Origin of the sequence: Enterobacter sp. DNB-S2, assembly GCF_019443845.1 — a bacterium.
In the GTDB taxonomy this organism is placed as follows: Bacteria; Pseudomonadota; Gammaproteobacteria; order Enterobacterales; family Enterobacteriaceae; genus Enterobacter; species Enterobacter asburiae_B.
Genome location: NZ_CP050520.1, coordinates 1,532,142 through 1,546,442, shown reverse-complemented (window position 1 = coordinate 1,546,442; position 14,301 = coordinate 1,532,142). Strand labels below are relative to the sequence as shown.

Annotated in this window: 13 protein-coding genes; 4 read left to right on the top strand and 9 right to left on the bottom strand. The window is 54.2% G+C overall.

The annotated features are described in order from the left end of the window. Positions 1–13 precede the first annotated feature (13 nt). The 8 genes from rseP to rpsB all read right to left on the bottom strand — a co-directional run bounded on the left by rseP (position 14) and on the right by rpsB (position 7,783). The gene (gene rseP / locus HB664_RS07240; protein WP_219940541.1) at positions 14–1,366 is read right to left on the bottom strand and encodes a sigma E protease regulator RseP; all 1,353 of its coding nucleotides are present in this window, start codon (positions 1,364–1,366) and stop codon (positions 14–16) included. Positions 1,367–1,377: 11 nt separating this feature from the next. Then, positions 1,378–2,235: a phosphatidate cytidylyltransferase gene (cdsA, locus tag HB664_RS07235; protein ID WP_023310457.1), complete on the bottom strand. Its 858-nt coding sequence runs from the start codon at positions 2,233–2,235 to the stop codon at positions 1,378–1,380. 12 nt (positions 2,236–2,247) lie between these two features. Further along, positions 2,248–3,006, bottom strand: a complete 759-nt coding sequence (gene ispU, locus HB664_RS07230; RefSeq protein WP_024907522.1) for a (2E,6E)-farnesyl-diphosphate-specific ditrans,polycis-undecaprenyl-diphosphate synthase — start codon at positions 3,004–3,006, stop codon at positions 2,248–2,250. A gap of 186 nt (positions 3,007–3,192) precedes the next feature. Beyond that, positions 3,193–4,392, bottom strand: a complete 1,200-nt coding sequence (ispC, locus tag HB664_RS07225; RefSeq protein WP_219940540.1) for a 1-deoxy-D-xylulose-5-phosphate reductoisomerase — start codon at positions 4,390–4,392, stop codon at positions 3,193–3,195. Positions 4,393–4,487: 95 nt separating this feature from the next. Beyond that, entirely contained in the window at positions 4,488–5,045 is a 558-nt protein-coding gene (frr, locus tag HB664_RS07220; protein WP_003856180.1) for a ribosome recycling factor, read from the bottom strand. Positions 5,046–5,212: 167 nt separating this feature from the next. Continuing rightward, complete coding sequence (pyrH, locus tag HB664_RS07215) at positions 5,213–5,938, bottom strand: UMP kinase (RefSeq protein WP_008501910.1); 726 nt, start codon at positions 5,936–5,938, stop codon at positions 5,213–5,215. 150 nt (positions 5,939–6,088) lie between these two features. Further along, positions 6,089–6,940 carry a translation elongation factor Ts gene (gene tsf, locus HB664_RS07210; RefSeq protein WP_014882627.1) on the bottom strand — a complete coding sequence of 284 codons (852 nt, stop codon included), beginning with the start codon at positions 6,938–6,940 and terminating at the stop codon, positions 6,089–6,091. A gap of 117 nt (positions 6,941–7,057) precedes the next feature. Continuing rightward, entirely contained in the window at positions 7,058–7,783 is a 726-nt protein-coding gene (gene rpsB / locus HB664_RS07205; protein WP_003856207.1) for a 30S ribosomal protein S2, read from the bottom strand. Positions 7,784–8,104: 321 nt separating this feature from the next. Between rpsB and map the strand changes: the two genes are divergently transcribed. From map to HB664_RS07185, 4 genes are all read left to right on the top strand, one after another. Continuing rightward, on the top strand, positions 8,105–8,899 hold the full coding sequence (gene map / locus HB664_RS07200; protein ID WP_033144670.1) for a type I methionyl aminopeptidase: 795 nt from the start codon (positions 8,105–8,107) through the stop codon (positions 8,897–8,899). A gap of 63 nt (positions 8,900–8,962) precedes the next feature. Further along, a complete protein-coding gene (glnD, locus tag HB664_RS07195) occupies positions 8,963–11,638 on the top strand; it encodes a bifunctional uridylyltransferase/uridylyl-removing protein GlnD (protein WP_219940539.1) in 2,676 nt (891 codons plus the stop codon). A 32-nt stretch (positions 11,639–11,670) separates the two neighbouring features. Beyond that, entirely contained in the window at positions 11,671–12,495 is an 825-nt protein-coding gene (gene dapD, locus HB664_RS07190; RefSeq protein WP_008501915.1) for a 2,3,4,5-tetrahydropyridine-2,6-dicarboxylate N-succinyltransferase, read from the top strand. A gap of 111 nt (positions 12,496–12,606) precedes the next feature. Next, the gene (locus HB664_RS07185; RefSeq protein WP_008501916.1) at positions 12,607–12,996 is read left to right on the top strand and encodes a DUF3461 family protein; all 390 of its coding nucleotides are present in this window, start codon (positions 12,607–12,609) and stop codon (positions 12,994–12,996) included. A 104-nt stretch (positions 12,997–13,100) separates the two neighbouring features. On the opposite strand, the gene cdaR is transcribed toward HB664_RS07185, so the two are convergent. Beyond that, positions 13,101–14,258: a DNA-binding transcriptional regulator CdaR gene (cdaR, locus tag HB664_RS07180; protein WP_023310452.1), complete on the bottom strand. Its 1,158-nt coding sequence runs from the start codon at positions 14,256–14,258 to the stop codon at positions 13,101–13,103. Between the last annotated feature and the right edge of the window lie 43 nt (positions 14,259–14,301).

Genomic DNA, 14,301 nt, shown 5'->3' with positions numbered 1-14,301 from the left:
TCCTAACACTCTCTTACAACCGAGAGAAATCATTGAAAAGTGCAAGCCCCATTAACAGCACCAGCAAAATCGAGCCAATGCGATAACTAAAGTCTTGAACTCGCTCGGATACCGGTCCGCCTTTTAGCTTTTCAATCGCCAAAAACAGCAGATGACCCCCGTCTAAAACGGGAAGCGGGAACAGGTTGATTATCCCAAGGTTCACGCTAATGAGCGCGAGGAACATGAGATAGTAAATCACCCCGAATTCCGCTGACATCCCACCCCCCTGAGCAATCGAAATTGGCCCACTGAGGTTGTTCAGTTTCACATCACCGGTTATCAATTTCCCCAACATGTTGACCGTCAGCTTCATCAGTTGCCATGTTTTATCCGTGGCTTCAAGGATGGCGCTGAACGGCCCATACTGGCGTATTGTCTTGTACTCATCTGGCAGCGGGATCACTTTTGGCACAACGCCTGCAAACCCTTCTGCCTTTTTGCCGACCGACTTCGTATCCGGGATCAGCGTCAGCGAAAGCGGACTGCCCTGCCTTTCAACTTCCAGCGCGAGAGACGTTCCCGGATTATCGCGCACAAGAGTAACAAAGGTCATCCACTCTGTTAATGGTTGACCATCGACTTTAACGATCCTGTCGCCCGCTTGCAAACCCGCTTTGCTCGCCGCCGAATTTGCCTGTACTTCGGCTAATACCGGCTCAATCTGCGCGCCGCGTGGACGAATGCCCAGCGCAGCGACGGGATCCTCTTTGTCTGGCTCGAAACGCCAGTGACGTAAATCGAGTACTTTGTCCTGACGCGTATCTGAACCAAACGGCGATACGCTGATGGTGGTCTGCGCATCGCCAATTTTGGCTACCAGCTGCAGTCGCACGGCATCCCAATCAGGGGTTTCGATGCCATCAATCGCTTTAAGTTCCATCCCGGATGTAATTTGCGCACTCGCCGCGATGGAATTGGGGGCAATTTCACCCACCACCGGACGTACGCCAGGGACGCCGATGATAAACACCAGCCAGTAAGCGAAAATCGCAAAGATGAAGTTGGCTACCGGTCCGGCAGCAATGATGGCGGCGCGTTGTCCAACGGTTTTATTGTTGAATGCGCTGTGTCGCAGCTCAGGAGCGACAGGCTCGACGCGTTCGTCGAGCATTTTGACGTAGCCGCCCAGCGGGATAAGGGCGATGACAAATTCCGTGCCGTGGCGGTCGGTACGCGTCCAGAGTGATTTACCAAAACCGATGGAAAATCGCTCTACGCGCACGCCACAGCGGCGAGCAACCCAGAAATGGCCAAATTCATGCACGGTAATCAGTACACCCAGTGCAACAATGAACGCCGCCAGATTCCAGAGAATGCTCAGCATAAAACCTTCCGTTAAATCGTCCCGAATACCAGTAAAAGCAAACACGCAAACACTGGAACAGCCGCTGTCAGGCTATCAATGCGATCCAGTATACCGCCATGCCCTGGAATCAGGTGTCCGCTGTCCTTAATCCCTGCTTCACGCTTAAACATACTTTCGGTTAAATCACCGAGCACGGAGGCGAGCGCAGCAAAAATCGAGCACACCAGCAGTATTGACGGTGCCACTTCAAGATTCGCCCAGACGCCGTAGCCCCAGGAGATGATCGCTGCCGTAAACAGGCCGCCGATGAATCCTTGCCAGGTTTTGCCCGGAGAAACCTTCGGTGCCAGCTTATGTTTGCCAAACAGTTTACCAAACATATAGGCCCCGGAGTCAGCCCCCCAGACCAGAATCATCACATAAAGCAGCCAGATCGCACCGCTGTAGTGGTTTTCGTCGTAGTGCCAGGCTCGCAGCGCAACCATACCCCAGAAAAAAGGAATAATTGTGAGCAAGCCAAAAATCAGTCGCAGCACTTTTGAATTACGCCACAATGCCGCGGAACCCGGATAAAAAAGAACCAGCAACAGCGCGGCAACCCACCAGGCCAGCGATATCCACAAAGAACCGGCAACCAGGGGCTGATGAATATCATGGTGATATTCAGGCAACGTAAACAGCATTATGGCCAGGATAAAGCCACAAAGTACCGCAAGCCATACTCGCTGAGTGCGCGAGGTAAAGCCGCTAAACTGTCCCCATTCCCACGCGGCGAGCATGCACACCACCAGCGTGACAATAGCGAATCCCACCGGGGGCAGTAAAAACAGCGCCGCAATGACAATGGGTATTAATACAAAAGCGGAAATCAGGCGATACTTCAGCAAAAGCTACCCCCATCAGGCTTTGTCGCCACCAGGCTCGGTGCCGCCGAAACGACGCTCTCGATTGGCAAAGGCATGCAGCGCACCTTCAAAGTCTTGTTCATCAAAATCGGGCCAAAGAACATCCGTAAAGTAAAGTTCGGCATAGGCAATTTGCCATATCAAAAAGTTACTTATGCGATGTTCCCCCCCTGTCCTAATTACCAAATCCACAGGTGCCTGTTCATTCATGCAGATTTGCTTGCTCAGCGCCTCTTCATCAATTTGGTCGGGTCTCAACAGCCCTTCCTGAACCTGTTCGGCCAGATGCCGAACGCCCTGGATAATATCCCAGCGTCCGCCGTAATTCGCCGCAATATTCAGCGTCAAACCGGTATTATTTTCCGTCAGCGCTTCAGCTTTGCGAATCCGTTCCTGCAAACGTGAGTTAAAACGACTGGTATCGCCAATGATACGCAGGCGGACGTTGTGGCGGTGCAGGCTTTTTACTTCGCTGTCTAGCGCCCACACAAACAATTCCATCAACGCAGTCACTTCCTGCAGAGGTCGATTCCAGTTTTCACTGCTAAAAGCATAGAGCGTTAACGCATCAATGCCGTTGTTGGCGGCAAAAGAAACGGCGCGACGAACGGATTTCGCCCCCGCTTTATGCCCAAAGGCTCGTATCTTCCCTTGTCTTTTCGCCCAGCGGCCATTGCCATCCATAATGATTGCTACATGACGGCAGCCATGAGCTGGCAAATTTTCGCTTATTGGTTGATTCGCAGACAACATAACGCGTTTTTTGTCCCTGAAAAGGATTTAACGGTACTCAGGAATACTGAAGCCTATACATAAAAAAGCCGTGTCAAACCACGGCTCACCTGACCACATTAAGTCAAATACCTGCGATCAGGTGGCGCAGACTATATCACTGAAGCCCAACGCTAACAAATAGCACGACGACTAGTGCTTGCTTTATCACCAGCTTGCGAGACGTGTCACCTGTTGGCGCGCAATATTACGCGCAGCTGCATCCACCGCCAGCACCTCTTCCACGCTTTGTGGTTCGCGCAAATCCATCATCTCAAGTACCGATAAATTTAACGACGCGATATCGGTAAAACGAATTTGCTGATTCAGAAATGCCTCAACGGTAATTTCATTAGCTGCATTAAGTGCCGTCGTCGCCGCCTGCCCCTGGTCAAAGGCATTCATCGCAAGCTTCAGACAAGGATAGCGGTCGTAGTCTGGTTCACTGAACGTCAGGGAACTTAGCTTGCAGAAATCAAGCGGCTTCACGCCGGATTTCACTCGATTTGGCCACGCCATTGAATGGGCAATCGGCGTACGCATGTCCGGCTCGCCCAGCTGTGCCAGCACGCTGCCATCATGATAACGCACCATCGAGTGAATCACCGATTGCGGGTGAATCAGTACTTCCATCTGTTTCGCTGACGCATTAAACAGCCAGCGCGCTTCAATGTATTCCAGACCTTTGTTCATCATGGTGGCAGAATCAACGGAGATTTTACGCCCCATCGACCAGTTCGGATGACGGCACGCCTGATCCGGTGTCATCGCACGCAGTTCAGAAAGTGGCGTTTCACGGAATGGGCCACCAGACCCGGTAAGTAGAATAGACACTACGCCATTCTGCTCCAGGTCAGCGTACCCCAGGTTCTGTTGAAAAGGTTGCGGTAAACTCTGAAAAATCGCGTTGTGTTCGCTGTCGACCGGCAGAAGACGCGCGCCGCGCTGCTTCACCGCATCCATAAACAGGCGTCCGCAGGTGACCAGCGACTCTTTATTGGCCAGCAAAACATCCTTACCGGCATCAATCGCGGCAAGCGTCGGCAGCAGCCCTGCCGCGCCGACAATGGCCGCCATGACCTGATCCACCTCATCCAGCGCCGCCATCTCGCAGGCCGCCTGCTGGCCGCTCAGCACTTCGGTTCGGCTGCCCTTTTCACGCAGCTGTGCTTTTAGCAGACGCGCGCTCTCTTCGTCATCCATCACCGCATAGCGGGGCGCAAACTCCAGGCACTGTTCGACCATTCGCTGCACATTCTTACCGGCCACCAGCGCTGTCACGGTGTAAAGTTCAGGATTATGGCGAACGACGTCGAGAGTGCTGCAACCGATAGAGCCGGTTGAGCCGAGGAGTGTTAAATGCTTCATGAGATGCCCGAAAAAAGTTAGACCAGATAAAAGCAAAACGCCGCCAGCAAGACCCAAAGTCCTTCTGAACGGCGTTTATCAGTGTACGACAGAAATCAGAACTGCATCAGTTCCGCTTCTTTTTCTGCCAGCGCCGCATCAATTTTCTTGATGGCCGCGTCGGTCATTTTCTGAATGTCGTCCTGAGAACGACGATCGTCATCTTCGCTGATCTCTTTTTCTTTCAGCAGTGCTTTCACTTTATCGTTCGCGTCGCGACGGACGTTACGCACGGATACACGACCCTGCTCAGCTTCGCCACGAACCACTTTGATAAGATCTTTACGACGCTCTTCCGTCAGCGGAGGCAGTGGAACACGGATGTCTGCGCCCGCAGAGCTTGGGTTCAGTCCAAGGTCAGAGGCCATAATCGCTTTCTCAACGGCCGGGCTCATAGAGCGGTCGAAGACGTTGATTTTCAGCGTACGGGTATCTTCAACCGTCACGCTCGCCAGCTGGCGCAGAGGGGTTGGCGTACCGTAATATTCTACGATGATGCCATCCAGCAGGCTTGGGGAAGCACGGCCAGTACGGATTTTGCTGATTTGGTTTTTGAACGCTTCTACGCATTTGTCCATGCGTACTTCAGCATCTTTTCTGATGTCGTTAATCACGTTACGAATCCTTGAAAACTTGTCTCAGGCAGACTATCCGCCAGCACAGCGCTACAGGTGTGCTAAGTATAGCCGCGTTTAATTCATGACAACGCCAAAGGCGCGCCCGGGTAAGATACCACTACAAAATAAAGCGGAATCTTACCTGTATTTATCGTCAACGGAAATTATTCCGTGATCAAAGTGCCTTCTTTTTCGCCCATGACCACGCGACGCAGTGCGCCAGGCTTGTTCATGTTGAAGACACGGATCGGCAGTTTGTGGTCGCGAGCCAGCGTGAAGGCGGCAAGATCCATCACTTTCAGCTCTTTATCCAGCACTTCGCTGTAGCTCAGCTGATCGTACATGGTGGCAGAAGGATCTTTTGCCGGGTCGGCAGTAAACACGCCGTCTACTTTGGTCGCTTTCAGTACCACATCGGCTTCGATCTCGATACCGCGCAGGCAGGCAGCGGAATCGGTTGTAAAGAACGGGTTACCCGTACCGGCGGAGAGGATCACCACGCGGTTATTGCGCAGCAGGCTGATGGCTTCTGCCCAGCTGTAATTATCGCAAACGCCATTCAGGGGAATCGCGGACATCAGGCGGGCATTCACATAGGCGCGATGCAGTGCATCACGCATTGCCAGGCCATTCATGACGGTTGCCAGCATACCCATGTGGTCGCCCACAACGCGGTTCATCCCCGCTTTCGCCAGACCAGCACCACGGAAAAGGTTGCCACCGCCAATGACCACGCCAACCTGGATACCCAGTTCGACCAGTTCTTTGATTTCCTGTGCCATGCGATCAAGGATGCTTGCGTCAATACCGAAGCCTTCCGATCCCTGCAGCGCTTCGCCACTCAGCTTAAGCAGAATGCGTTTGTACACGGGTTTTGCATTGGTAGCCATGTTTCTTTCCTGAGACTGTCAACGATTAAGATGGGGGTTAATTCTGGCGACATGATATGCCGCAAATCAGCACAGCGATACTGGAGCCTGTCTGATTTCCTGTGACGGGTGACAAAAAGAAGCCGCCCTCAGGCGGCTCCTTTTCAATCATTAAGACTGCTTGGACATTGCAGCAACTTCTGCTGCGAAGTCAGTCTCAACTTTCTCGATGCCTTCGCCCACTTCGAAGCGGATGAAGCCAGTTACGTCAGCGTTGTGCTCTTTCAGCAGCTGAGCAACAGACTTGCTTGGGTCCATTACGAATGGCTGGCCAGTCAGAGAAACTTCGCCGGTGAATTTCTTCATGCGGCCTTCAACCATTTTCTCTGCGATTTCTTTTGGCTTACCAGACTGCATCGCGATGTCCAGCTGAACCTGGTACTCTTTCTCTACCACTTCAGCAGACACGTCTTCTGGCTTAACGAATTCTGGTTTGCTTGCAGCGATGTGCATAGCCAGCTGTTTAACCAGCTCTTCGTCAGCGCCTTTAGCCGCAACCAGAACACCGATACGTGCACCGTGCTGGTAAGAGCCCAGAACGTCGCCTTCCAGAGAAGATACGCGACGGATGTTGATGTTCTCACCGATTTTAGCAACCAGCGCAACACGTTCTTCTTCGAACTGTGCTTTCAGAACTTCAACGTCAGTGATTTTACCAGCAACAGCTGCGTCCAGAACTTTGTTAGCAAATGCCTGGAAACCGCCATCTTTAGCAACGAAGTCAGTCTGGCAGTTAACTTCCAGAATGATGCCGTAGTTGCCGTCGATCTTAGTGATGATCACGCCGTCAGCAGCAACGTTGCCTGCTTTTTTAGCTGCTTTGATCGCACCGGATTTACGCATGTTTTCGATTGCCAGCTCGATGTCGCCGTTCGCTTCAGTCAGCGCTTTTTTGCAATCCATCATGCCTGCGCCAGTACGCTCGCGCAGCTCTTTTACCAGGGATGCGGTAATTTCAGCCATTCTTAAATCCTCGGGAGATGTGAACTGCCCGGCCGGGGGCCAAACAGTGTAAATTGAAAAAAGGGGCCGGTAATGGGCCCCTATTCATACACGGTACTAATAAGGGGTAAAACCTTATTATTCAGCTTCTACGAAGCTTTCTTCCGCCTGAGAAGCCAGATCCTGGGAACGGCCTTCACGAACGGTAGCAGCTACAGCGCTCAGGTACAGGCTAACAGCACGGATTGCGTCGTCGTTACCCGGGATAACGAAGTCAACACCGTCCGGATCGGAGTTGGTATCAACGATAGCGAATACCGGGATACCCAGGTTGTTAGCTTCTTTGATTGCGATGTGCTCGTGGTCTGCATCGATTACGAACAGCGCGTCTGGCAGGCCGCCCATATCTTTGATACCGCCCAGGCTGTTTTCCAGCTTGTCCAGTTCACGAGTGCGCATCAGCGCTTCTTTCTTAGTCAGCTTGTCGAAAGTACCGTCCTGAGACTGGGTTTCCAGATCTTTCAGGCGTTTGATGGACTGACGAACAGTTTTCCAGTTGGTCAGCATGCCGCCCAACCAGCGATGGTTCACGAAGAACTGGTCGCAGCTGTTAGCAGCATCTTTCACAGCTTCGCTTGCAGCGCGCTTAGTACCAACGAACAGAATCTTACCTTTACGGGAAGAGATCTTGTTCAGCTCAGCCAGGGCTTCGTTGAACATTGGTACAGTTTTCTCAAGGTTGATGATGTGAACTTTGTTACGCGCGCCGAAGATGAAAGGCTTCATTTTCGGGTTCCAGTAACGGGTCTGGTGACCGAAGTGAACACCAGCCTTGAGCATGTCGCGCATGGAAACAGTTGCCATGTTTAAAACCTCTATATTGAAAGTTGGGGTTATGCCTCCACGTATCCCATATTACCGACCCCGAAGGGCACCCCGGAATATGTGCCGATACGTGTGTGTTGTTACACAAAGTGAGATTTGTCGCTTCCGTCCAGCCTGTGTATCTGAGATGGATCGGAAGTCCGGCGCGCTTTATACCACAAAACACGACCAGAAACCAACAGTTGTTGGCGGAGTGTGCTGTTAATGATTCTCAATTTGGCACGGAGCGTGCCTGACTGATACCATTGACGACACTTAGACTAGTATTGTCGAAAAAATCGACACCGATGGACAGATTACATGGCTATCTCTATTAAGACACCTGAAGAAATTGAAAAGATGCGCATCGCCGGTCGTCTGGCCGCGGAAGTGCTGGAAATGATCGAGCCGTTCGTGAAGCCGGGCGTCAGCACCGGTGAACTGGACCGTATCTGTAACGACTATATCGTGAACGAGCAGCACGCGGTTTCCGCCTGCCTCGGCTACCACGGTTTCCCGAAATCCGTCTGCATCTCTATTAATGAAGTGGTGTGTCACGGCATTCCGGATGACGAAAAACTGCTGAAAGATGGCGACATCGTCAACATCGACGTAACCGTCATTAAAGACGAGTACCACGGTGACACCTCAAAAATGTTCATCGTTGGCAAGCCGACGATTCTCGGCGAGCGTCTGTGCAAAGTGACGCAAGAGAGCCTCTACCTGGCGCTGAAAATGGTTAAACCGGGTATTCGCCTGCGTACCCTCGGTGCGGCAATCCAGAAGTTTGTGGAAGCCGAAGGTTTCTCCGTGGTGCGCGAGTACTGCGGTCACGGCATTGGTCGCGTCTTCCATGAAGAACCGCAGGTCCTGCACTATGATGCAGATGACGGCGGCGTGGTGCTGCAAAAAGGCATGACCTTTACCATTGAGCCGATGGTCAACGCGGGTGATTACCGCATCCGCACCATGAAAGACGGCTGGACGGTGAAAACCAAAGACAGAAGCTTGTCTGCGCAGTACGAGCATACTATTGTGGTAACAGACAACGGCTGCGAAATTATGACGTTGCGCAAGGATGACACCATCCCGGCGATACTGACGCACGATGAATGATAAAAAAGCCGGCAAATGCCGGCTTTTTTAATGGCTATAGCTTTTTCTTATGGGTGGCGCACGATGAGTAATCTTTTACCCGAACAGTATGCTAACACAGCACTTCCCACCCTCCCCGACCAGCCCGATAACCCGGGCGTCTGGCCGTCGCACGAGCTGACCTGCGCGCATATTAAAGCCCATATGGATGTTTTCCATCGCTGGCTGGGCAGCGCGTTTGACGCAGGCGTGTCGGCCGAGCAGCTCATTGAAGCGCGCACCGAATTTATCGACCAGCTGCTGCAGCGCCTGTGGATCGATTACGGGTTTGGGCAAATCAGTGATGTTGCGCTGGTTGCCGTCGGGGGCTATGGCCGCGGTGAGCTGCATCCGCTTTCCGATATCGATCTGCTGATCTTAAGCCGCAAAAAGCTGCCGGACGAACAGGCGCAAAAAATTGGCGAACTGCTGACGCTGCTCTGGGACGTAAAGCTGGAAGTCGGCCACAGCGTGCGTACCCTGGAAGAGTGTCTGCTGGAAGGGTTATCGGACCTGACCGTCGCCACCAACCTGATTGAAACCCGCCTGCTGATTGGTGACGTCGCCCTGTTCCTGGAGCTGCAAAAACACATCTTCAGCGACGGCTTCTGGCCGTCAGAAAAGTTCTTCGCCGCGAAGGTCGAGGAGCAAAACCAGCGCCACCAGCGCTACCACGGCACCAGCTATAATCTTGAACCCGATATTAAAAGCAGCCCCGGCGGCCTGCGCGACATCCACACCCTGCAGTGGGTCGCCCGCCGCCATTTTGGTGCCACCTCGATGGACGAGATGGTCGGCTTCGGCTTTTTAACCGAGGCCGAGCGTAACGAGCTGAACGAGTGCCTGCACCTGCTGTGGCGCATCCGGTTTGCCCTGCATCTGGAAGTCACCCGCTACGATAACCGCCTGCTGTTTGACCGCCAGCTCAGCGTGGCTCAGCGTCTGAATTATCAGGGCGAAGGCAACGAGCCGGTTGAGCACATGATGAAGGATTTCTTCCGCGTCACCCGCCGGGTGACCGAGCTGAACCAGATGCTGTTGCAGCTGTTCGACGAGGCCATTCTGGCTCTGACGGCGGACGAAAAACCGCGTCCGATTGATGACGAATTCCAGCTGCGCGGCACGCTTATCGACCTGCGCGACGAAACGCTGTTCATCCGCGAGCCGGAAGCGATTCTGCGAATGTTCTATACCATGGTGCGCAACAGCACCATCAGCGGGATCTACTCCACCACCCTTCGCCATCTGCGCCACGCGCGCCGTCATCTGACGCAGCCGCTGTGCTATATCCCGGAAGCGCGTTCGCTATTCCTGAGCATGCTCCGCCACCCAGGCGCCGTCAGCCGCGGCCTGCTGCCGATGCACCGCCACAGCGTGCTGTGGGCCTATATGCCGCAGTGGTCGCACATTGTCGGGCAAATGCAGTTCGATCTGTTCCACGCCTACACGGTGGATGAACACACGATCCGCGTGATGCTAAAGCTGGAAAGCTTTGCGAGAGAAGAGACGCGCTCCCGCCACCCGCTCTGCGTCGAACTGTGGCCGCGCCTGACCCATCCGGAACTGATCCTGATTGCCGCCCTGTTCCACGATATCGCCAAAGGTCGCGGCGGTGACCATTCGGTGCTGGGCGCGCAGGACGTGCTGAAATTTGCCGAACTGCACGGCCTGAACTCGCGTGAAACGCAGCTGGTGGCCTGGCTGGTGCGCCATCACCTGCTGATGTCGGTCACCGCGCAGCGTCGTGACATTCAGGATCCGGAAGTGATCAAGCAGTTCGCGGAAGAGGTTCAGACGGAAAACCGTCTGCGCTATCTGGTCTGCCTGACGGTGGCCGATATCTGCGCCACCAACGAGACCCTGTGGAACAGCTGGAAGCAGAGCCTGCTGCGCGAGCTGTACTTCGCCACCGAAAAACAGCTGCGTCGCGGGATGCAAAACACCCCGGACATGCGCGAACGCGTGCGCCATCACCAGCTGCAGGCGCTGGCACTGCTGCGGATGGATAATATTGATGAAGAGGCACTGCATCAGATTTGGGCCCGCTGCCGCGCCAACTATTTTGTCCGCCATAGCCCAAACCAGCTTGCGTGGCACGCGCGGCATCTGCTGAAGCACGATCTGTCCCAGCCGATGATCCTGCTGAGCCCGCAGGCTACCCGCGGCGGGACGGAGATTTTCATCTGGAGCCCGGACCGACCTTATCTGTTTGCTGCGGTCTGCGCCGAACTGGACAGGCGTAACCTGAGCGTTCACGACGCGCAGATTTTCACCACCCGCGACGGCATGGCGATGGACACCTTTATCGTGCTTGAGCCGGACGGCAGCCCGCTCTCGTCGGACAGGCATGAAGGGATACGTTTTGGTCTGGAACAGGCGATTACCCAGCGCAGCTGGCAGCCCCCCCAGCCGCGTCGCCAGCCGGCGAAATTGCGCCACTTTACCGTCGATACCGAGGTCAATTTCCTGCCGACCCACACCGACCGTAAATCGTTCCTGGAGCTGATCGCGCTCGACCAGCCAGGGCTGCTTGCCCGCGTCGGCCAGGTTTTTGCCGATCTGGGAATTTCGCTCCACGGCGCCCGAATTACAACGATTGGCGAGCGAGTAGAAGATTTATTTATAATCGCAACAGCGGACCGGCGTGCCCTTAATAATGACCTGCAGCTTGAAGTGCAACAACGGTTGACAGCAGCCCTCAATCCAAACGATAAAGGGTGATATGTTTTTTAGTGAAATGGAAAGAGTAAACAATGCAGCAGTTACAGAACGTTATTGAGTCCGCTTTTGAGCGTCGCGCCGAGATTACCCCGGCAAATGTGGATACCGTGACCCGTGAAGCGGTAAACCAGGTGATTTCCCTTCTGGATTCCGGCGCGCTGCGCGTGGCAGAAAAAATCGACGGTCAGTGGGTCACTCATCAATGGCTGAAGAAAGCCGTGCTGCTCTCTTTCCGTATCAACGATAACCAGGTTATCGACGGAGCAGAAAGCCGCTACTTCGATAAAGTGCCAATGAAATTCGCTGACTACGACGAAGCGCGTTTCCAGAAAGAAGGCTTCCGCGTGGTACCGCCTGCGGCGGTTCGTCAGGGCGCGTTTATCGCACGCAACACCGTGCTGATGCCATCCTACGTGAACATCGGTGCCTACGTTGACGAAGGCACCATGGTTGATACCTGGGCGACCGTCGGTTCCTGCGCGCAGATCGGTAAAAACGTTCACCTTTCCGGCGGCGTGGGCATCGGTGGTGTTCTGGAGCCACTGCAGGCTAACCCGACCATCATCGAAGACAACTGCTTCATCGGCGCGCGCTCTGAAGTGGTTGAAGGCGTGATCGTTGAAGAAGGCTCCGTGATCTCCATGGGCGTTTACATCGGTCAGAGCACTCGTATTTACGACCGTGAAACCGGTGAAGTTCACTACGGTCGCGTTCCGGCGGGCTCCGTGGTGGTTTCCGGCAACCTGCCGTCAAAAGATGGCAAATACAGCCTGTACTGTGCGGTTATCGTGAAGAAAGTGGATGCGAAAACGCGCGGTAAAGTGGGCATCAACGAATTGCTGCGCACCATCGATTAATCGGGTATAACAAAAAGCGGGGGCAACCCCGCTTTTTTTATATCTGAGGGTGGCGAAAATAGATTTTTTCGTTAATTATTCAAAGGTTATGTTGAGATCAAGGGTACCGCTATGTACGATAATCTGAAAAGTCTGGGCATTACCAATCCTGATGAAATTGATCGTTACAGCCTCCGTCAGGAAGCCAATAACGATATTCTGAAAATCTATTTTCACAAGGACAAAGGAGAGTTTTTCGCCAAAAGCGTGAAGTTTAAATATCCACGCCAGCGTAAGACCGTTGTGGCTGACGGTGTAGGACAGGGCTACAAAGAAGTACAGGAAATCAGCCCTAACCTGCGCTATGTGATCGATGAACTCGATCAGATCTGCCAGCGCGACCGCACCGAAGTCGATCTTAAGCGTAAGATCCTTGACGATCTGCGTCACCTTGAAAGCGTTGTAACAAATAAGATCAGCGAGATTGAAGCGGATCTTGAGAAATTAACTCGCAACAAATAAGTTGGGTGCGGCCTGATGCCCTCACCCCGGCCCTCTCCCACAGGGAGAGGGAGAAAATCATCATGTAGGCCGGGTAAGGCGAAGCCGCCACCCGGCAAACAACATCATCGCTGCTCGTCCAGCTGCAGCGCCACATACAGCAGCAGCCTGTCGTCAAAGTTTCCCAGATCCAGCCCCGTCAGCTCTGAAATCCGGTTTAACCGATACTCAAGCGTATTGCGGTGAATAAACAGCGCTTTTGAGGTCGCCAGCGGCTGCACGTTATGGCGGAACCACGCCTGCAGCGTCCGGCGCAGCAGGCCGTTGTTGTCCATGGCTTTCAGACGCGCCAATGGCCGCGCCAGCTCATTGGCCTGCCAGCCCCCGCGCAGGCTGTCGAGCAGCACCGGCAGCATCAGATCCTGATAGAAATAGCTGCGGCTCTCCGGCATCCGCTGCTTGCCGACCATCATGGTGGTGCGCGCGGTACGCCAGGAGCGGGCAATACTGCCCGGCCCGGTAAAGTAGTTGCCCAGCGCAACGCGAAAACGCAGCTGGCCGTTCTCCTCCATCCGGGAGATCAGCTGCTCCACGCGACGACGATGATCGTCGGCATCCCAGCGGCCGAACGCATTGAGCGCCGGTTTGAGGACCACCATTTCCGTCAGAGAAACGATCGCCACCAGGTTATCGCGCTCCGGCGTCGCCAGCGCATTTTGCAGCTGCTGCAGCTCGGCCATCGCGCTGTCCACGCCAAGCTGGCCGCTATCGACCTCAATGACCGCCACCACGCGCGGCTGGTTTAAATCGATCCCCAGACGCTGCGCCCATTCGCTGAGCGCAGGCGTATGCTCTTCCGCCTGAATAAGGTTCATTACCAGCTCTTCACGCAGGCGGCTGTCCTGAGCGAGCAGGTGCATCAGGCGCGACTGCTCCAGCATCATCTCTGCCGTCATACAGACCAGCTCACCGTATTTTCGCAGTGACTCGGGCTCGCCGGTGAGGCCAATTACCCCCACAATTTCGCCTTCAAGACGCAGCGGTAAATTGATGCCCTGACGTACGCCGTGCAGGTGTTTCGCTACCGCATCGTCGATATCCACGACCCGCCCCTGAGAAAGCACCAGCAGCGCACCTTCGTGCAATTCCCCAATACGCTCGCGATCGCCGCTGCCAATAATGCGCCCGCGGGCATCCATTACGTTGATATTGGTATCAATGATGCGCATGGTGCGCGCCACGATATCCTGCGCCATTTTGGTATCAAGATGCCAGCCAGCCATGTAACCCTCCCGTGAGCAGAGCTCAAGCATAGGGAAGTTCAGC

Excerpts from the sequence above, each read along its gene's own strand:
- dapD (WP_008501915.1), top strand. The coding sequence starts at position 11,671 with ATGCAGCAGTTACAGAACGTTATTGAGTCCGCTTTTGAGCGTCGCGCC.
- rpsB (WP_003856207.1), bottom strand. The coding sequence starts at position 7,783 with ATGGCAACTGTTTCCATGCGCGACATGCTCAAGGCTGGTGTTCACTTC.
- rseP (WP_219940541.1), bottom strand. The coding sequence starts at position 1,366 with ATGCTGAGCATTCTCTGGAATCTGGCGGCGTTCATTGTTGCACTGGGT.
- pyrH (WP_008501910.1), bottom strand. The coding sequence starts at position 5,938 with ATGGCTACCAATGCAAAACCCGTGTACAAACGCATTCTGCTTAAGCTG.
- cdaR (WP_023310452.1), bottom strand. The coding sequence starts at position 14,258 with ATGGCTGGCTGGCATCTTGATACCAAAATGGCGCAGGATATCGTGGCG.
- ispC (WP_219940540.1), bottom strand. The coding sequence starts at position 4,392 with ATGAAGCATTTAACACTCCTCGGCTCAACCGGCTCTATCGGTTGCAGC.
- glnD (WP_219940539.1), top strand. The coding sequence starts at position 8,963 with ATGAGTAATCTTTTACCCGAACAGTATGCTAACACAGCACTTCCCACC.
- HB664_RS07185 (WP_008501916.1), top strand. The coding sequence starts at position 12,607 with ATGTACGATAATCTGAAAAGTCTGGGCATTACCAATCCTGATGAAATT.
- ispU (WP_024907522.1), bottom strand. The coding sequence starts at position 3,006 with ATGTTGTCTGCGAATCAACCAATAAGCGAAAATTTGCCAGCTCATGGC.
- tsf (WP_014882627.1), bottom strand. The coding sequence starts at position 6,940 with ATGGCTGAAATTACCGCATCCCTGGTAAAAGAGCTGCGCGAGCGTACT.
- map (WP_033144670.1), top strand. The coding sequence starts at position 8,105 with ATGGCTATCTCTATTAAGACACCTGAAGAAATTGAAAAGATGCGCATC.